This window comes from Pseudomonas peradeniyensis (assembly GCF_014268935.2).
Classification (GTDB): Bacteria; Pseudomonadota; Gammaproteobacteria; order Pseudomonadales; family Pseudomonadaceae; genus Aquipseudomonas; species Aquipseudomonas peradeniyensis.
In genome coordinates, this window is record NZ_JABWRJ020000001.1 from 1,598,695 (window position 1) to 1,616,326 (window position 17,632).

General features: G+C 60.7%; 16 protein-coding genes. 4 read left to right on the top strand and 12 right to left on the bottom strand.

Annotation, left to right across the window (positions count from 1 at the left end):
• Nucleotides 1-327 precede the first annotated feature (327 nt).
• Nucleotides 328-636, bottom strand: a complete 309-nt coding sequence (locus HU751_RS06905) for a helix-turn-helix domain-containing protein (protein ID WP_062574065.1) — start codon at nucleotides 634-636, stop codon at nucleotides 328-330.
• An 84-nt stretch (nucleotides 637-720) separates the two neighbouring features.
• Between HU751_RS06905 and HU751_RS06910 the strand changes: the two genes are divergently transcribed.
• A complete protein-coding gene (locus HU751_RS06910; protein ID WP_062574064.1) occupies nucleotides 721-1,167 on the top strand; it encodes a hypothetical protein in 447 nt (148 codons plus the stop codon).
• A gap of 345 nt (nucleotides 1,168-1,512) precedes the next feature.
• Here the strand turns inward: HU751_RS06910 and HU751_RS06915 are convergent, their stop codons facing one another.
• The 4 genes from HU751_RS06915 to HU751_RS06930 form a co-directional block, all read right to left on the bottom strand.
• Nucleotides 1,513-1,794 carry a hypothetical protein gene (locus HU751_RS06915; protein ID WP_062574063.1) on the bottom strand — a complete coding sequence of 94 codons (282 nt, stop codon included), beginning with the start codon at nucleotides 1,792-1,794 and terminating at the stop codon, nucleotides 1,513-1,515.
• The gene (locus HU751_RS06920) at nucleotides 1,791-2,192 is read right to left on the bottom strand and encodes a hypothetical protein (protein ID WP_062574062.1); all 402 of its coding nucleotides are present in this window, start codon (nucleotides 2,190-2,192) and stop codon (nucleotides 1,791-1,793) included. Before HU751_RS06920 ends, HU751_RS06915 begins: the two co-directional genes overlap by 4 nt.
• A 188-nt stretch (nucleotides 2,193-2,380) precedes the next feature.
• Complete coding sequence (locus HU751_RS06925; RefSeq protein WP_062574061.1) at nucleotides 2,381-3,349, bottom strand: DNA-binding protein; 969 nt, start codon at nucleotides 3,347-3,349, stop codon at nucleotides 2,381-2,383.
• Between the two features lie 570 nt (nucleotides 3,350-3,919).
• Nucleotides 3,920-5,173 (bottom strand): PucR family transcriptional regulator, encoded by a 1,254-nt coding sequence (locus HU751_RS06930; RefSeq protein ID WP_185831978.1) that lies wholly within the window; start codon nucleotides 5,171-5,173, stop codon nucleotides 3,920-3,922.
• 351 nt (nucleotides 5,174-5,524) lie between these two features.
• Here HU751_RS06930 and HU751_RS27000 point away from each other — a divergent pair, with 351 nt between their 5' ends.
• On the top strand, nucleotides 5,525-5,749 hold the full coding sequence (locus HU751_RS27000) for a hypothetical protein (RefSeq protein ID WP_260480057.1): 225 nt from the start codon (nucleotides 5,525-5,527) through the stop codon (nucleotides 5,747-5,749).
• Complete coding sequence (locus HU751_RS27005; protein ID WP_250636910.1) at nucleotides 5,697-6,224, top strand: phytanoyl-CoA dioxygenase family protein; 528 nt, start codon at nucleotides 5,697-5,699, stop codon at nucleotides 6,222-6,224. The genes HU751_RS27000 and HU751_RS27005 overlap by 53 nt, the downstream gene beginning before the upstream one ends.
• A 217-nt stretch (nucleotides 6,225-6,441) precedes the next feature.
• Here HU751_RS27005 and HU751_RS06940 read toward each other — a convergent pair whose 3' ends face one another.
• The 7 genes from HU751_RS06940 to HU751_RS06970 form a co-directional block, all read right to left on the bottom strand.
• On the bottom strand, nucleotides 6,442-7,404 hold the full coding sequence (locus tag HU751_RS06940) for a WD40/YVTN/BNR-like repeat-containing protein (protein WP_062574059.1): 963 nt from the start codon (nucleotides 7,402-7,404) through the stop codon (nucleotides 6,442-6,444).
• A gap of 10 nt (nucleotides 7,405-7,414) precedes the next feature.
• Nucleotides 7,415-9,829 (bottom strand): efflux RND transporter permease subunit, encoded by a 2,415-nt coding sequence (locus HU751_RS06945; protein ID WP_062574058.1) that lies wholly within the window; start codon nucleotides 9,827-9,829, stop codon nucleotides 7,415-7,417.
• A gap of 8 nt (nucleotides 9,830-9,837) precedes the next feature.
• Nucleotides 9,838-11,484, bottom strand: coding sequence for a DUF1302 domain-containing protein (locus HU751_RS06950; RefSeq protein ID WP_062574057.1), 1,647 nt, complete (start codon nucleotides 11,482-11,484; stop codon nucleotides 9,838-9,840).
• Nucleotides 11,485-11,510: 26 nt separating this feature from the next.
• Nucleotides 11,511-12,932, bottom strand: coding sequence for a DUF1329 domain-containing protein (locus tag HU751_RS06955; protein WP_062574056.1), 1,422 nt, complete (start codon nucleotides 12,930-12,932; stop codon nucleotides 11,511-11,513).
• A gap of 475 nt (nucleotides 12,933-13,407) precedes the next feature.
• Entirely contained in the window at nucleotides 13,408-14,055 is a 648-nt protein-coding gene (locus tag HU751_RS06960) for a hypothetical protein (protein WP_062574055.1), read from the bottom strand.
• Nucleotides 14,056-14,143: 88 nt separating this feature from the next.
• On the bottom strand, nucleotides 14,144-15,511 hold the full coding sequence (locus HU751_RS06965; RefSeq protein ID WP_062574054.1) for an NAD(P)/FAD-dependent oxidoreductase: 1,368 nt from the start codon (nucleotides 15,509-15,511) through the stop codon (nucleotides 14,144-14,146).
• A gap of 63 nt (nucleotides 15,512-15,574) precedes the next feature.
• Entirely contained in the window at nucleotides 15,575-16,462 is an 888-nt protein-coding gene (locus HU751_RS06970; protein ID WP_062574053.1) for a phytanoyl-CoA dioxygenase family protein, read from the bottom strand.
• A 320-nt stretch (nucleotides 16,463-16,782) separates the two neighbouring features.
• Between HU751_RS06970 and HU751_RS06975 the strand changes: the two genes are divergently transcribed.
• The gene (locus HU751_RS06975) at nucleotides 16,783-17,364 is read left to right on the top strand and encodes a TetR/AcrR family transcriptional regulator (RefSeq protein ID WP_062574052.1); all 582 of its coding nucleotides are present in this window, start codon (nucleotides 16,783-16,785) and stop codon (nucleotides 17,362-17,364) included.
• The last annotated feature ends 268 nt before the right edge of the window (nucleotides 17,365-17,632 follow it).

The window sequence follows — 17,632 nt, forward strand, 5'->3', positions numbered from 1 at the left end:
AGCACGACCGCAGTGCACGAGACGATGGGGATCTAGCAGGTTTAAGGATCAACTGGTATGCGCCGAAGCGGGCGTGGATATCGCCACAGCAGTCAGCGATTGACCCCTGAGCGGAGAGCAAAAAAATGATCTTACCGCACGTCCAGGCGACCACGCGCCCAGAGCATGATGGGAAGCTGTTGCGCACCAGATCCATTGCGAAGTGGGTCTGAGCAGACTGGCCCATGCCCACTTGATAGCGCCCATGCTTTCACGCATCGCACATGACCGCCCTTTTCCAGCGCGGGTTAAAGCAACGATTGCCTGCGTGGCGGTAGAATCCATATCTTACTGGTGAGTTTCACCCGTTTCGGTAGTAAATCCCAATGCTTGTAACTCGCCTTCCAAGCGAGCGAGAAGCGCTTGGCTATCGCGGTGCGGCTCTTTAAAAAGGTAGGCCGCAATCAGCACTGTGGCGGGATGAACCTCCAATACGTCCGCTAACTGCTCGAGCTTTTGAATCGTCGGGCCTTTTTGCCCTCTTTCCAGCGTACTCAAGTAGGTGCGGCTACTGACCGTCGAAAAGTCCTCCTGGGTCAGTTCCCGATGCTTGCGTAGCTGCTTGAGGGCAAGGCCAAAGGCCGTATTCAGTTCCATTTTGCCAAATCCGCAAAAGGAACGATGAAGCCCGCTTGAACACTATAGGACTACAATCTATAGGATTCATTTCGAGGCTCAATCATGTTCATTACCTATCGTCATCTTGAGATGCACCTGGATCCGCGGTTCGATTACTACCCGGCCCAGTTGTGGGCGGCTGTCGAACAGGACCTTCAATGGCCGTGGTTCTACGTGCAAATTGCTCGGCGGGATAAGCGTGAGGTGACAGCCAGCACGCTGCTGCTCCAGTACGCACATGACTTGGCGTGGATTATCGAAAACCAGTCGAAACACGCATGGGTCGAACAGGTGCAAATCGTAACCCCTGCCCATCTCAACGGACACTCCAAATGGCTGATGGAGCCGTTGCTGGAGGTGTGCGTAGTGCAGGACAAGGCTGGTGTAGCAGGCCTGCTCTTCAAAGTGGAAAACGACGTCCGCTATTCACTGCATCCCACGCGAGACCTAGAGAAACTGCTCGTGATCAACGTATTGTTCTCGGCTGAGTCGGATTTGGGGCGACGCTGAACAGCAGTCGGAGCTGGCCATCTCGACCGGAATTTCATGAGCGCACCCTAGCAGTATCTTTGATCGTTGCTTGCCCAATCCCGGTGTCTGCAGGTAAACGGGGTCACGGTATTAATCTGGGGTCTTCACAAGAGGAGACAGTTGCCCGTCAACAGCTTCCACAGGCCAGTCAGGTGGTTCACATCAAAAATGTCCACGATGGGCAAATCTTGTCGCTTGACTCACTAGGCGAGAGCTTGCGCTTCAAGGAGAAAACACCCTCGACGTACTCAAGGATCAACTCCTCCCCAACGTCCCATCCCAGCCCATCGAGCAACGCGGACGGCAGCTTGATTCGGCTGCTCATCAGTAGCGGTACTCTTGCGGCGAAAAACGCCCCTTGGGACCAAACAGCAACATGGCCGTAAGTCTTTCCAAGTAGGCCGCCGCTTCCCTGGGAGCATACTGCGCGAAATATACCCGCTGCGCCGCAGGCAGCGTAGCGCGGTGCGCGAGGCACGCCTTCACCATCTCTGTCAGCACATAGCCGCGGACGTCATAACGTGCATCCACGGCGCGCAGGACGGTGTCATAGCATGCGTAAAAAGTCGATTGCGGACTGACCTGCCGTTGGGTATCGCTACTCATCCCTGGCTCCCGGCCTGCCAAGAGGCCAGAAACTGCAACACCTGATCGACTTGTCCCTGACTGACCAACTGCTCCGCAGTCTGCTGGTCGAAGGTTGGTAATGGCTCGAAGCGAAACCAAGTGATCGCCGGCTGGATGGCAATCCCGTTCTCGGCTACCGCCAAGACCACCCGAAGGGCATCTGCGATAAACCGCTGCGCCGCTTCGACATCTGATGTTCTAGCCGCATCTGGTTGGCTGCGACGATAGACTGCGACCTGGTCAGCAAGCACGACAGGTCTGAGGCCAAAAATCTCGACGTAGCGCTCAACTGAGTAGGGTGCGCCGTTCGCGGTACAAAGGTAGTCGATTAACTCGGCGGTCGATAGCGCCGCTGCTTGGGGTGCCCCCTGATTCATGGCTCATTCCTCCCACTACGTTTCACACTACAGCATGCCCGCAAACCGGCGCCGGGCAAAGCCCCTCTTGGTCGCCGGATCCGCCTACGTGGACGCACCATTTTCCGACCCATCAAGCGGCCTTCATGCCTCCTCAGCGCCGTACTTACTGATGTAGCCGCGTCGGTCCAAGTACAAAGCGTCGACGCTCAGTTGCGCTTGTTAGTTGAACGCCGCGGGCGACTGGCCAGCACCTCAATTCGGGCTTCGGCCGCCACCGCACGTTCACGAGCTTCGGCCAAATCCTCTCGGGCAGCCTGCAAGGCGGCCTCTAGGCGACTGATGTATTCACCCGCCTCGCTAGCGCGTTGCTGGACCTGCGTCAACTGCGCGCCGAGCAATTGCCCCTGGCTACGTGCCGCCTGCAACTGGTCACGGGTGTCTGTTAGGACAAGCTGATGCTCCTCCATGCCGCGCTGGGCAATGCTGAGCCGGCCTTGGGCGTCCTTAAGTTGTGCGCCCAGTGCTTTGCTCTCCTCCCGGGCTCGATCGATCTCGCGATAGGCGCGGTCTTCGACGTCGCGGGTGTAGCGCTGCTGCTCGCTACGCGCTTGCTCAGCCTGCTTACGGCTTTCCTGCAACAGATGGTCGACTTCGGTCAATTGCGTACGCGCCTCGTCACGCTGCGCTTGCAGTTCATCGCGCTGGTTGCGCAGGTCGTCGATCTGGGCCTGGCGTTGGGTCAGTAACTGTTCCAAGTCAGCCAGACGGACTTCTGCGCCCTGCCTCGCTGCCACAGCTTCCACCGTCTGCTGACGGGCCTGTGCGACTTCCAGACGCGCGCGAGCCTCCAGCTCGGCCAGCGCCTCGCGCTCTTCTAATAGCACTTGACGCTGGCCGGCCAACGCCTGCTCCGCCGCGCCCTGGGCCAAGGTGGTCGCCTGCTGCCAAATAGCAACGAAGGCCTGCGCCACCTCCGCCGGCAATCCGGGTAGCCGGGTTTCGCCGCGCAGGCGCCCGGCCAGCTGTTCCCACCACTGATCGAGCAGCGCGCCGACCCGCGCCGGGCTGCCGCGGCCGAGCGCCAGGCGCACGCGCTCCACCGTCGGCCGCTCACCACGGGCCAGCACCGCGTCCGCCGCCGCGAAAACGTCAGTTTCTGGTACGCCTACCGCCATGCCCTACCCTCCGCCCCATTAGGTCTGATAATTAAATCTTATCCGACCCTATTAATATAGATCTTAATTTTTTTTACGTTTAACGTATTTTATCATACGAATGGTGACAAAACCTTACTCTAGTGACAACCTCGTTATCCGCCAACAGAAAGTAAAATGAGGTCAGCTGAGACTGGAATGAGCTCGGTATGCCTGGGCGGCTGCACTTTGTCACTGAGGCCTACAGCTCCATGCCAGCACACCCCAGCTGGCTTGCAGAATTACAGCCATCACCTGATCGACGACCAAGCCGGTCGCTCTACATAGAAACTCATTCGACATTTAAATCGAGCGGCAGCCCGTCGGTGAGACCGCCGAGAGGTTCGAACGGAACCTTGCCTCAAACGCTGCACTTGACTAACAAAGAAAATGAAGGCGGCGATAAACTTATGCCACGAACGGTCGAACCAGCACATTGCTCGAAGAAAAAGTAAACAACGTGGGTGCAAGCTGATGGCAAATCACTAGGTATATAACTGCTCGAATTCTGGTTCCTGGCCCGCAGTCCTGACTCTGGACGTGCATTGACAACTATTTCTCGTCGCCTGCAAATGGGGTATTCCAGATCACCAGCTCGAGTGCGGCAGCGATCTGGATGCGATGGTCGCCAAACGGAATAGGCAGCAAGTCCTGGGCGCGCTCCAGCCGGCGCAGCAAGGTATTGCGATGGGTACCCAGCACCTCGGCGGTCTGGGTGATGTTGCAGCCATTGGCCAGGAAGGCATGCAACGATTGCTGAAGCACCGTGGGCTCGGTCGCCAAGCGCCCCAGCGTGTTCAATACGAACTGCCTGGCCGCGCGGGCATCCTGGGTCATCAGCGACACCATCCTCACCTGATCGATCGTGGCAACGCCGGGTGAGCCCGCCAAACGGCCCATCAACCGCTGGGTGGTCAAGGCTTCCAGGTGCGAGCGCCGGAAGCCATTCATCCCCGCGCCCGCCGAACCGATTGCCGCGCGCATCTTCGGAAATTGCCGGGCGACGACCTGCAGCAGGTTCAGGTCCAGCGGCTTAACCGCATGGCTCCAGGCCCACAGGGTCGCATGGCCCGCGAATACGATCAGAGGCGCTACCGTGCCCGTGAGCTGCGCCAGAGCACGCGCCATATCCTCCAAGGGGCGAATCTCGGCGTCCGGGGTTTCACTCCAGACGAGGCAGGCATGGTGCCTCTGAGCCAGGCTGTAACCCAGTCGCTTGCCGAACTGCTCCGCGTCCACATCCCTGCCATCGAGCAGCCGGCTGACCAGGCTGCGTTTATCGATAGGGTCGTCATGGGCCTGGGCGCTTTTTTCTTCGAGGATGATCTGCGTCACCACACGCATGTTACTGTCGATGAATTCCGAGATCGACCGCGACGAGACCTCTAGGAATTCCTTGAGCACCGCGGGATCCTGCGTCAGGCTGAAGGCCATCTTCATCCACAGGTCCCAGGCTGCGTTCTGTGTCGACCTTGCAACATTCATCAGCAGTTCGGCCCCCCCCCTGCGGGCGAGCTCCCTGGCCGTGTCCACCATGTCAACGGACACATAGGGTTCCACCGGCTCCCCAGGGCGCTGCAGGTTGGCATTCGCCCAGTGGAGCAACTCTGCCCGATTGGCGCGCCGACACGCGGCCAGGATGACCGGGTCCTCCAGCAACCTGGCATCTTCGGGCGAGGAGAGCAGTGACTGGTTCAGGCGCTCGACCCACTCGGGTGGCAGCGCCTGAGCGAGTTCGGCGCCTTTGCGCATGAGCTCGCGAACTGTTTCCGAGGGGCGTGGCCAGGGTGATGGCGTGTTGGTCATGGGCGGTGCAAATCACTCAAAAATCGGCTGGGAAATAGTGCAGTTCGTACCTTGGCGCAGGGCCAGTGGAAACCTAGCATGCACTCACTGCCTGAACAAAAACTACAAGGAGGCACCGTGACGCTCCATGTCCTTTTTTGGGTTTAACGCAGTGGCAAGTAGGCCTGTTTCCTGATGCCCGTTGATCAAACGTCAACCCGCCTGCGCAACCGTTCCTTTCAATCTGGAGTGTTCTTAATGTCAGCCTCTCGCGCCTCCACGCCAAGCCTACCCGTGGTAACCCGCTCGACTTCCGCGCAAGAGATTGCGCTGCTGAGCGACCAAGCAGGTGCAGTAATCATCCGGAACTTCATGACCCCAGAACAAGTCGTACGGATCAACAACGAACTCGACGCCCCGCTGGCCGCGCTCGATGCCGGCTCTAGGCACGAGCAAGAGCTGACTGCCGAGTTCCATGGCCATCAGACCAAACAGCTCACCAACCTCGTCACCCACAGCAAGACCTTTCGTGAGGAAATCCTCGATGACGACCTCTTCCACGAACTGGGGAGCGTGCTTTCGCCCCGGGTGCGGTGACTGGTGGCTGACCACGGCCCAGTTGATCGAAATCGGCCCAGGCAACAAAGCGCAAATGCTGCACCGTGACATGATGCAGTACCAACCGGTCGTGCCCATGAACAACGCCATCACCAACCTCATGCTGGCCCTGACCGATTTCACCGAAGAAAACGGCGCTACGCGCCTCATCCCCGGGAGCCAGGACTGGGATGATTACGAAGACGTCGGCACCCCGGAAATGACCATCCCTGCCGTGTTGAACGCAGGCGATGCGGTACTGTTCGGCGGCAAGGTCGTCCATGGTGACGGCGCCAACGTGACCGCCGGTGAGTTCCGCCTGGGCCTGACCATTCCACTGCAGGCTTCGATCCTCACGCCGGAAGAGGCTTATCCGTTGATCGTGCCGCTGGAGGTGGTAAAGACGCTTTCTGCGCGCGTGCAGAAGATCATCGGCTTCCGTTCGCAGTATCCTGCGGGCAGCCCAGGCCTGTGACAGCATAACTACGCTGACCTGGCGGACCATCTGCAGCTGTAACGCGTGTAATCGATCCGGGGGGCAGGCCACCTGCCCCCGGATATGCCCTGCTTGGTCCGTAATGCCCTGTCCTCTGCGTTGACCGCGTCCTCCCCCCCTCTTAAGGGGTTGATGATTGGCGTTCGGCCTGGGTTGTTTTGCGACCCAAGCCATGGCCAGTTCGTCCGGTAACGCCTCACTCCTGGTACGGCACGACGCCACGGCGCGAGAACAACACAGGCGAACCGTGGGCATCGAGCAGCACCGCAGTCAGCGACAAGCCATCAGCCGACTGCTTTTCCTGGAAATGGCGCCCGCCATCGTCGCTCAGCATCATCAGCCCATCCAGCCCGACCACCAGCACCCGGGTACCCGCTACCGCCATGGCGGTGACGGAGCCTTTGCCGTGGGTGGGTAACCGGCGCAAGTCCTTTGCGTCCTTGGCGCCATGCAGCAACGTGCCTCGCTGGCCACCGAGCAACAGGCTGCCGTCATTCAGGATGGCCCCGGACCACAAGCTGCCTGTGTAGCCGGTATCCAGGTAACCCCAGTTTTTGCCGTGGTCCTCGGAGTGCAACAGCTGCCCATGCTCGGCGGTGGCGTACAGCGTGCCGTGGCTGTCGGCAAACAGCCCCATTAGGTTGAGGTCGGCCTTCCTAGCACCCGGCGGCGGCGGCAACGATTGCTCGGTCCAGGTCTTGCCACCATCCTCGGTGGTCAGCAGCAACGACCACAGCCCCACCGCAACGCCCTGTTGGGCGTTGAAAAAATGCACGGCGAACAGCGGCCGATCTTCGTCGCTGGACAAGCGCTGGATCTGCCACGACTCGCCACCGTCAGTAGTGGCCAGGATCGCCCCCCAATGGCCGACCGCCCAACCGTGCTCGGCGTCGACGAACGATACACCTGTCAGTTGGGTCGACACCGGTACCGAACGCGCCTGGCGAAAGCGCTTGCCCTGATCGTCTGACAACAACACCACGCCGTGATCACCCACCGCGACCACCCGCTGGCCGGCCCACACGGCATCCAGCATGGTCGCTTGCGTGGCATTGCTCGCCTGCACGGCAGGCACTGCCTGCAAGAGCTCGGCCCGGGCAGACAGCAACGGCAATGTCGCGGCGAGCACCGCCGCGATCAATGAAGCCCTGAATCGCATGTTTCTCTCCTCAGTGCAGCAACGCGCCGATCATGCGCACGGGGCGCTTGCGCGGGAATACCCGCTCCAGCCAGACCGCGAACGCCGGCAGTACGGTCATGGCCATGACCATGTTGACAATGAACATGAAGGCCAGCAGCTTGCCCATGTCCGCCTGGAACTTCAGGTCGGAAAAGGCCCAGGTGGCGACGCCCACCGCCAGGGTGATCGCGGTGAAGATGGTGGCCACGCCCACTTCGAGCAACGCGTGCTCGACCGCCTTGGTGATCGACTGGCCATGGGCCAGGTGCAACTGCAGGCGGTTGTAGATGTAGAAGGCGTAGTCGACGCCGATACCCACGGCCAGCACCATCACCGGCAAGGTGGCGATGGTCAGGCCGATCTGCAGCTCCTTCATGAACCAGTAGCCAATGAACGTACCGATGGTCAACGGCAGGCAGCACACCAGCACCGCGCGCAGGTCGCGGTAGACCGCAAACACCAGCAACGCGATCGCGGCATAGACATACAGCAGCATGGGCGTCTCGCTCTTCTCCACCTCCTCGTTGATCGCCGCCAGGACACCGGCGTTACCCGAAGCGAGGCGGATCGACAGGCCCGGTTGCGGATACTCGCTGCGAAACGCCTTGACCGCCGCCACCACCCGGTTGATCGTCGTGGCCTTGTGATCGGCCAGGTACAGGTGCACGGCGGACATGCTGCAATCGGTACGCACCAGTCCAGGGGTGCGAGCCACCTCGGTAGCCAGCGCCGCGTAGTTCATCGGGTCGATGGGCACCACGGCCATCTTCGGGTTGCCTTCGTTGTAGCCCTCGTTGAACTGGCGCAGGTTGCTGGAGAACGACGCTACCGACAGCACGCCAGGCACGCCCTGCATGGCCCAGACGAAACGGTCCTGGTACTGGCCCGCGGCGACATCCTCGCACGCCGCCGGCACGCCTTCGCCAGCCTCCCCCGGCTTGGCTTCGAACACCACGCTGAGCCAGTCCAGGCCGATGTCATAGTTGTTGGCGATGGACACGGCGTCGCGGTTGAAGCGCGAATCCTCGCGCAACTCCGGGGCCCCGGCCTGCAACGAACCGACGACACGGTCATGGCTTTGCCAGATCGCCACCAGAAAGATCACCAGCGCCACGCCCAGTACCCACTGCGCGTTGCGCCACTCGGCCAGCCGCGCCAGGCCCCGCAGCCAGCGGCTACGGCGCTGCCGGGAAACCTCCTGGGCCGCCGCATACTTGTCGTCGATCCGCAGCATGGACGCCAGCAAGGGCAGCATCAGCAGGTTGGTGATGATCTTGTAGGCCACCCCGAGCGATGCGGTGATGGCCAATTCGCGCACCATAGGGATCGGGATCAGCAGCAATGTCACGAAAGACACCAGGGCGGTCACCAACGCCAGCGTTCCTGGGATCAGCAAGCCGGTGAAGCTCGAGCGTGCCGCCGCTTCGGCACTCTTGCCGATGGCGATCTCGCGAACGATGAAGTTGATCTGCTGCACGCCATGGGAAACCCCGATGGCGAACACCAGGAACGGCACCAGCACCGCCAGCGGGTCGAGCCCGTAGCCGAGCAGGCGCAAGCTGCCAAATTGCCAGACCAGCGAGGCTAGCGAACAGACCAGCGCCAGGAGGGTGAAGCGCAGCGAATGGCAATACCAATACACCGCCGCCGCGGTCAGCAGCAGCGCCAGCAAGCAGAACTCCAGCACCGCCGAAGCGCCGTCGGCGATGTCGCCGATCTGCTTGGCGAAGCCGATGATCTGCACTTCGAAATCGCCATCTTCGAACTGCTGGCGTAGCTCTTTTTCCAGGCGATGATTGAACGCGACATAGTCCAGGTGTGTCCCGTCGGCCTCGTACTCGTTGAGCTCCGCGGTGATCATCGCGCTGCTCTGGTCACGCGACACCAGGGTGCCGATGAAGCCCCCTTGCGCGGTGGAGTTGGCGATCGAGGCGATGACCTGGTCGTTCAGGTGCTCGGGCGAAACCGTGCCCGGCACCAGCGGATCGGCGCGAAAGCCTTCTTCGGTAATCTCGTTGACGAAGGCATTGGGCGTCCACAACGAGCGCACGCTGCTGCGCGAGATCCCCGGCAGGAAGCTGATTGCCTGGGTCACGTCATACAACCGCTTCAGCCCAGGGGCGCTCCAGATATCACCTTTGCGTGCCTTGACCACGATGGTCAGGCGGTTGGCGCCCATCAGGTCGTTGCGGTACGTCTCGAAGGTCTGGATGTATTCATGGCCGACCGGCAACTGTTTTTCGAAGCCGGCGTCCATGCGCAACTGCACCGCGAACCAGGCCATGACCAGGGTGAACACGGCCAGGCCCGCCAGCACGAGCCGACGATGTCCGAACAAGACCCGCTCGACGCGTGGCAACACGCCACGCGCCTGGACCTCTGTCAGTTTTACAGAACCGTTCACAGGAAGCCTCACAAGGTGCGGGAGATCGCGATGCCGACATAGTCGCGGTCACGATACAGCTGGTCGTAAGGGGTATCGCCGCCCATGAACTTGGCGTAGTTCAGGGACACCTGCCAACTGGCCGGGTTGCGCACGAAGTTCAGGTAGAAGTTCATGCTGCTCGCGTCCTTGGTGAAGGTGGCCGTGAGGTTCGGTGTGCGCCCGCTCAGCGAGCGTGCGTAGAACACCCCCGGGGTGACCTGCCAGCCCGGCAGCAAGGTGCCGTCGTAGGTCATGCTGAAGTCCAGGTTGATGCCCGACGAGGTCTTGTCGCCACTGGACTTGGGCGCAGTCGCAGGGTCCAGCTGCCAGGTATTGAGGCCAGCGGCGAGCGGCTCGCCGTTGACCTGGTCATGCAGCCCCGGGTACTTGATGACCACAAGTTCCGTGAGCAAGGTACCGGTGCTTGCGCCAGTGAAGTCCAGCAGCGTCGGCGAGTTGGACGGCGTGAAGCTGTACAGGCCGGTCAGGTGCCACTGGAACTTCTTCTCGTCCTTCCAGCATTTGCCGCCATTGCTCGAACACAGGTCGACGACCGGGTTGAGCATCACCGAATCCTTCGGCCGGTAGGACAGCTCGGTACCGACGGCCCAGTCGCCGATCGGCATGTTGGCGCTGACGCCATACATCATCCGGTCTTCCTGGTAGCGCCAGCTCGGTGCGGCGGCAAAGGTGTCCGGGTCGAGAATATCCACGCGCAACGACGGCGTCTTGTCGTGGTAGCGCATCACATAGAAGCCATAGTTGACGTCGCTGTCCTCCGGTTGCCAGCGCAGCGAAAGGCCCCACTGGCCGCTGTCCCGGGCTTTGTTCTCGGAGAACCCATACTCGCCCCTGCCCTCGCCGAGCGCGTTGGTGGTGGACCAGTAGCTGCCCACCGGCGGCAGCTCGCTCTTGTTCCAGCGGAATTGATAGTAGGCCTCGACGTTGACCCCGGAGCCCAGGCCCGACGCGACACTGAGCATCGGCGCCGGCAGCACGGCCTCCTTGAGCTGCACCCCCGGGCGGGCCAGGGCTTGATAGTCGTAGGCGTTGGTATTGTTGATACCCCCGGCCACGAACAGACTCTCGCCCCAGTTGATCACCTGGTTACCCAGGCGCGCCCGGACCCGCTGCCCGCCCACTTCGAAGCCTTTGCTCACCCACAGATCGAGCAGGCGAGCCTTGAAGGCGAGATCGTCGCGGGCATCTTTGCCAAGGCCACTGCTACCGATGCTTTCAGGGGTGTTGAACGAGCGCGTGCCGGTGGTATCGGTGGCCGCGAAGTCGCGGATCCAGGTACCGCGCGCCATGAAGGTGATGTCCTCGGGCATCTTCAGCAACAGCTCGTGGGTACCCTTGAGGTAGTTGGTGAACATGTCGCCACGGTCGTAGTTCAGATCGCCCTGATCCGCAACGCCCGAACTCTGCGCCAGGCAGCCGGACGGCACATTGTGCCCGGTCGGCCCCTGGTTGATCAGGTTGCAGCCGCGCGACTCCGTGCGTACGCCCATGCCGGCGGTGATGGTGGAGTCGAACGAACCATTGAGGGTTTCGGTTTCGAAGGTGAACCCCATTGCCAGTGGGGTGGTGCACACGATGACAAGGCCTGATGCTTTGCTAATTATTCTTTTCATGCTGGCTCTCGATCTGACGTCGTTCTTTAGCGCTCGCTGATGGCTCGCAGGTTATCGGAGGTGAAGAAATCGCGTTTCAGGCGTGGGCTGCTGCCGTCCTCGGTGAGCCAGCGGATATCGTTCTTGCCAACGCCGACCGACGTCATGTCGAACAGGTAGCGGCCATCGACCAGGTTGTACTGGACCTGGGCCTGCACATCGCAGGTGCCGGTCTCGTAGACGGGGATCGAGAAGCCTTCACGGACCTTCCAGATCTGCCCTTGCTTGTCGTAATCGACGGCCAGCAGCGGGTTCCAGCTGTCCTCGTCGATGTAGAACATGCGTTTTGGCGCCTGGTGGCGCATGCCCTGGCGGACATTGGCTTCGACCACCCAGACCCGATGCAGCTCGTAGCGGCGCGCCTGCGGCGCGATCGAGTCGTTGCCGGCGAACGCCTCTACCTTGGCGGCGGTGTCATAGGCACCGAAGGCGTTGTACGGCACCAGCAGTTCCTGCTTGCCGACCAGTTTCCAGTCAAAGCGATCCATGGTGCCGAAGAAGACATTCGCCTCATCCACGGTGTACTGGTTGTCCAGGCCGATCTGCGGCGCGTCGTAGGAGTACGACGGCATGCGCCGTACGCGACGTTGGCCGGGGAAGTAGTAGAAGGTCGTGGCCTGTTCGCCGGCCACGGCCGTCTGCACCGCGGACTGGCCAGCCAGGGCGGCAGGCTCCAGGTAATTGAAGAAGGTGGCGTTTTCCAGGCGGCCGACGGAGGAGAACAGGTTGTCGCCTTTCTTGCCCCAGGGGGTGAAGAAGAAGGTGTCGGTGGACTGGCGCAGCCACTCCCCGCCCTTGCGCGGCGAGATGCCCGAGATGCTTTTCGGGATTTCGACGCCCACGCCGCGGTAACGCATCTTCATGTTCCACATCACCTCGGCGCCGTTGCTCGGCATCGGGAACGGGGCACCTGGCAAATGGGCTTCCTCGAGGGCGACCCCGGTGGCGTCGAGCTTGGCGAAGCCCACGTTCTTGCGCGTGTTCTCAGCCACGAAGGCCGGTACATCGCAGGTCCGACGGGTCGGGTAGACCTCCATGCGGTAGCCTGGAATCTTCTTGAACAATTCCAGCTGGGCGGGAGCAAGCTTGCTCGCGTACTGCGCCACATTGCTCGCATCGATGCTGTACAGGGGCTTGTCGCCCTTGAACTTCCAATGCTCCCCGCGTACCTGGCCGTAGTTCCAGCCCGTCCCTTGCGGCCCCGGGGCGTTCCAGGCCGGAATATCGCCGTTTGAGCTGGCGGCGACTTCACCCCCCAGCGGCGTCAGCTTCGAGCCCAGCGCCTCGGCCCCCTGGGGCGCGGCCTGCACCGAACAGATCGCGGTCGACGCCGCCAGGGTAACCAGCAGCTGCCTGAAAATACGCCGGGCGGACGGTTCACCTTCCAGCCGTGCAGTGACTTCTTTCATGGGGGGATCCTCAAACAAATGGCTTTGACCGGCTGTTCGATCTTCCGGGTGGGAAAATCGGTGTCTGACGCATCTCGGTCACCCGACATGATCAGTTGACCATGTCATGTGATCAACAGGCAAACCATATGCCAAAACACCTTACAGGCGGTTTACATCAGATAAATCAGCTAGTTGGAATTGTTTATCGCTTTATAGGTGCCAAGCGTCTGCACTCTGATGGGAAGTAAGGAAACATGTGTTACTAAAAGATGCTTGTTCTTGGTGCGCTGCATAAACACTTCGCCCCTGACAAAGCTGACACTAGCGGACCGTTTTATACTTTCCGCTTATCCAGCCTCATTCTTGACGCGAATACGTCACCCATAAAAAAACCGCCCCGAGGGGCGGCAAAGAAGCAGGCCCTCGGCCCGCCATGGAGTAGATGCCAGATATAACATCCTGAAAAAGCATGAAGCGCGTAGATACCGTTGCGTCAATGCGAGTGCAGCATGGCCTGCGCGCAAACTTTTCGGGAGCGCTGAAGTGCACCATAGGCATAGAACAACTGCGCCATCGAATAGGACCAGGTCACGAAGGCACAACTCATGAATATCATCTTCGTGTCATCCCCCGGGATCGGGAAGAAGTCATACCTTAGTGCAATCGTCAAGCCCGCTGCCGCCCCCAGGAATGTGGACAACGCGTGCAGAATCTCGCCCGCACGCGCCAGTCGCCACGTGAAGTAGAGCAGGTACACCGTGGCGATCGACCACATCAGCACATAGAAATAAGGGAGCCATGGCTTGAATGCCGACGAGAGAAAGTAAATAGCCGCGGCAACGAAAGACAGCAAGAACAATATAAAGTCTTTCGCCGGTGTCGGCTTGTAATTATGCGTCACCGCCATCAACCCGAGCGTTACAATAATCGGCACGCCGACACCGCGGGAAAATGCGTCGAGAAAAATGGCAATATTGTAGTTAGTCTGCCAGCCGGTGGCGATGAACGTCGTAAAGTTCGTTGCGGATATACCCACAATCAGAAACTCGAAACCGAGCAGATAATTTTTTTGCCTGATGAATGCCGCACCATAACCTAAACCACATACCACCAGCAGCACGCATGCGACCAGCGCGAACATATCTATTAGTTCCACGATAACAGCCTCTTCAATAGGATCGCGGCGTTGTCCCGTCGCCCGTCGCACAGAACAACGACATCAACTGTAATCAGCCTTTGCTGGCATTGTGTTTGCGTACTTTTCTATCGGTCCAGTCATCCAGTAACTTGGCCGCCGCGAACGCGGAATGGATGGCGCACCATTGCAAAGGCTCAGGCAGCATCGACGGTGTCTTGTGCTGCATGGCAGTCAGCAGTTCTGGTGTCTTGCCGTTGATTTGCGCGGCAAACAGCGACCCGACATATGACTGGGTGCCCAGCCCGTGGCCCGAGCAGCCGGTGGTGTAGAGAATGTTCTGCTGTTCGCCCATGGCACCGATCACCGGCAGGAAGTCATAGGCACCGCTGACATAGCCACTCCAGCAATGCTGGATGCCCAGCCCGTGCATGGCTGGATGGCGTTCGCGCAGTACCTGCGCCAGTGCCGCATAGGCGCCTTGGTCCGGGATATTGGGCGTCTTCGAACCGTACGCATAACCCAGCTTCTTGACGGTCAACACCATGGTGCCATGTGCCGTCAGACGATGGCTTTCCATGGTGTAATGCGGCGTGATTATGCCTTCGCGCCCCTGCCAGCCCACGGCAGCGAGCTGCTGCGGCGAGAGCGGTTGCGTTTCTATCGCCGACACCCGAATCGCCGCGACCTTGTTGCGCAATACCCCCAACTGCGGGGTATAGGCATTGGTGGCCAGTACCATCACTGGCGCGGTCGCGCTGCCGTGGGCAGTCTTGCAGGTAATGACCGGCCCTTCGCTGAAGGAGAGCAACGGCGTGCGCTCATAGAGTTTCACGCCCGCCTCGATGGCCGCGCGGCGCAGGCCGGCGACGTATTTCCCTGGGTTCAGGGTGCCGCCACACTGCTCTGCCGCGAACAGAAACGCCGGCGGGATTCCCCGCGCCCGCATCTCGGCGCCATCCACGAAGCGGGTCACGGCCCCCAGTTTTTGCCCCAGCGCCATGTTTTCCCGCAAGCGTTTTTCCTGGCTGGCATGAACACCTGCGCGCAGCACGCCGGAGGGGTTGTAGTCACAGTCAATGCCCAACGCCTTCATTCGGCCTTCCACATAAGGCACGGCCTCGTCGTAGAACCTGACGAACTGCGTCGCCTGCTCGACCCCCAAACGCTTGACGAACATGTCGTACTCGATGCCCATGCTGCCCAGCAGGTAACCGGCATTGCGGCCACTGGCGCCGAAGCCGGCGAACTCCTGCTCCAGCAGGATCACCTGGGCGCCCAGCGCCCTCAACTCCAGCGCGGTCGACAGCCCGGCAAAACCGGCGCCGACCACGATGACATCGGCCTTCACGTGCCCTTCAAGCGACGGCTGCAGATCGGCGGGTCGCTCCACCCATCCACCCAGGCTGCGAAACTTCAACGGTGCAGCGTCACCAGGGGCTGCTTTATTCACTGCATTCATACATGACTCCCAGAATACCGGCCATTGCTTGCATCCGAAGCGGCCCAGGACGGTTCGGAACTGTCAGAACCCTTTCCCAGGCTCGGAGAATGCCGGCATGTTCAGGAGCTCTTGCGGGTCGCGCATCTGACCATCGATTTCCACCCAGCCGAGCAACGTGGAGCTGGCGCTCCAGCCCAGCAGACGTTGCATTTCTGCCGGGAGCTGGCGAACGCGCTCGATGGGAATGGACAGGAAGTGGTTCTCTTCCAGACGCAGGAAGGCCAGGTCATAAGCCATGGTCAGGCCGGTGCGCGGGGCTGCGGACGTATTGGCGCCACCGCCGTGATAAACCGAGCCCATCCACAGCAATGCGGAACCTGCCGGCATTTGCGCGGCGACGGTTTCTTCCTGGGTCGGCATGCGCTCGTCATCCCACAGATGACTGCCGGGGATGACACGGGTCGCGCCGTTTTCTTCGGTGAAATCGGAAATCGCCAGCATCATTTGCAGCCGGGCCTCACGCCCGAACTGGGGGTGGCGCCACAGCGAAGTGGCATCGTCACGGTGCAGGGGCTGCAGGCCTTGGCCCGGGCCGATCTGAATGGCCTGGGTGATGCTCAGCTGAATATCGGGCGCCATCTCGATGCGATCACTGCCCACCCAGACGTGGGTAGGGGTTTGCAGGATCTGCTTGGCCACGCCGAGGAACAGCGGGTTCATCGCTACTTCGACAGCCGTGTCGCTACGCCCGATGATCCGCGCGACACGCCGGGTCTGGGTGCCCGCGAAATAGGGGTCGACGCCGCAAGGGGTGACATTCAGGTAGCTGTCCAGTTCGTCGCGCAGGGCATTCAGCGTGGCCGGCGAGACCAGGTCGGAAATGATGACTCCGCCGTCACGCCGAATGATCTCCACCACCTGTTCGACCGATGCATCGCTGCCGAGCGTCGAGAGCTTTCGTGTATCCATCTGCTTTGTACCTGTCTGGTTTTGTCATTGTTCTGATCCAGCGAAGCTGGGCAACGTGGCTCAACCCGCCAGTGCCGACCACGGCATCCCCTTCCCTGCGGTACTTGCGCAGTACAGCGGTGCCTGGGTGTGAAAATCATCATTACTGAACATGGTCAATTGATCAAGTCGTTTGATTTAACTATTTTTCATGCTGTTTCATGTTCCTTGGCGCAGGAGGGCTTCGACGCATGGATCGAGCCCCCTCCTTGCGATAGCATTCGTCACCGTCGACGCCGGACCAAAAGGCCGGCGACAACATCGAAAAGGGAGAACGCTCTATGGCTCGAATTGGCGCAGAAGAGCGCAGGCAGGATTTCATCGAGGCCACCGTGAAGGTGATCGCGGAACATGGGGTGGCCAATGCCACGACGCGGCGTATCGCAGCGGCGGCAGACTCTCCGCTGGCTTCGTTGCACTATGTCTTCCACACCAAGGACGAGCTGTTCTATGCCGTCTACGAATCCTTGATCAACCTGCCGCAGCAATCGCTGCAGCACGTGCCGGCGGGTGCCACGGCAGCTGAATCGGTGGGCGAAATGTTGCGCCAGCTGGTCAACTGGTTCACCGCCCACCCGGAAATGGCCACCACGCAGTTCGAACTGTTTTGCTGGAACCTGCGCAACAACCCGGAGATGGCAGCCAAGATCTACGCCGTGTCCATCGACGCGACCCAGCAGGCCATCGCCAAGGTCACCGGCTCGGCGCTGGACCAGGCCGCGGTGGCCACCGTCAGCCGCTTGCTGATCAACCTGTTCGACGGCCTGATGCTCGCCTGGTCCGCCCACGGCGACCGTGCGCGCCTCGAAACCGAGACTGAAACCGCCTGCCAGGCGGTCAAGCTGCTGGTGGCCAGCTACTGAAACGCCATTCGGATTGCCGGGCTGCGCCGCCGCGCGGCAATCCGCATTTCCCAGGCGGGAGCATCTCGCCCACTCCTCCCCGTTGCCCTGAGGCTGTCCGTCAACCGGTGTACTGACTCGGTGTACTGACCGACGTATCGCGAAGGTGCAAATCATCTCAAAACGATGACGAGCAGGTGCATTTTGCACCTTGCTCCGCACAATCGGCCGCCCTATTCTGGTCAAATGATCAAGTCAAAAGATCAGTCTCTATAACACTACAACAGGA

Coding starts and splice junctions, on each gene's coding strand:
- HU751_RS06905 (WP_062574065.1), bottom strand. CDS start 636: ATGGAACTGAATACGGCCTTTGGCCTTGCCCTCAAGCAGCTACGCAAG.
- HU751_RS06910 (WP_062574064.1), top strand. CDS start 721: ATGTTCATTACCTATCGTCATCTTGAGATGCACCTGGATCCGCGGTTC.
- HU751_RS06915 (WP_062574063.1), bottom strand. CDS start 1,794: ATGAGTAGCGATACCCAACGGCAGGTCAGTCCGCAATCGACTTTTTAC.
- HU751_RS06920 (WP_062574062.1), bottom strand. CDS start 2,192: ATGAATCAGGGGGCACCCCAAGCAGCGGCGCTATCGACCGCCGAGTTA.
- HU751_RS06925 (WP_062574061.1), bottom strand. CDS start 3,349: ATGGCGGTAGGCGTACCAGAAACTGACGTTTTCGCGGCGGCGGACGCG.
- HU751_RS06930 (WP_185831978.1), bottom strand. CDS start 5,173: ATGACCAACACGCCATCACCCTGGCCACGCCCCTCGGAAACAGTTCGC.
- HU751_RS27000 (WP_260480057.1), top strand. CDS start 5,525: ATGACCCCAGAACAAGTCGTACGGATCAACAACGAACTCGACGCCCCG.
- HU751_RS27005 (WP_250636910.1), top strand. CDS start 5,697: ATGACGACCTCTTCCACGAACTGGGGAGCGTGCTTTCGCCCCGGGTGC.
- HU751_RS06940 (WP_062574059.1), bottom strand. CDS start 7,404: ATGCGATTCAGGGCTTCATTGATCGCGGCGGTGCTCGCCGCGACATTG.
- HU751_RS06950 (WP_062574057.1), bottom strand. CDS start 11,484: ATGAAAAGAATAATTAGCAAAGCATCAGGCCTTGTCATCGTGTGCACC.
- HU751_RS06955 (WP_062574056.1), bottom strand. CDS start 12,932: ATGAAAGAAGTCACTGCACGGCTGGAAGGTGAACCGTCCGCCCGGCGT.
- HU751_RS06960 (WP_062574055.1), bottom strand. CDS start 14,055: ATGTTCGCGCTGGTCGCATGCGTGCTGCTGGTGGTATGTGGTTTAGGT.
- HU751_RS06965 (WP_062574054.1), bottom strand. CDS start 15,511: ATGAATGCAGTGAATAAAGCAGCCCCTGGTGACGCTGCACCGTTGAAG.
- HU751_RS06970 (WP_062574053.1), bottom strand. CDS start 16,462: ATGGATACACGAAAGCTCTCGACGCTCGGCAGCGATGCATCGGTCGAA.
- HU751_RS06975 (WP_062574052.1), top strand. CDS start 16,783: ATGGCTCGAATTGGCGCAGAAGAGCGCAGGCAGGATTTCATCGAGGCC.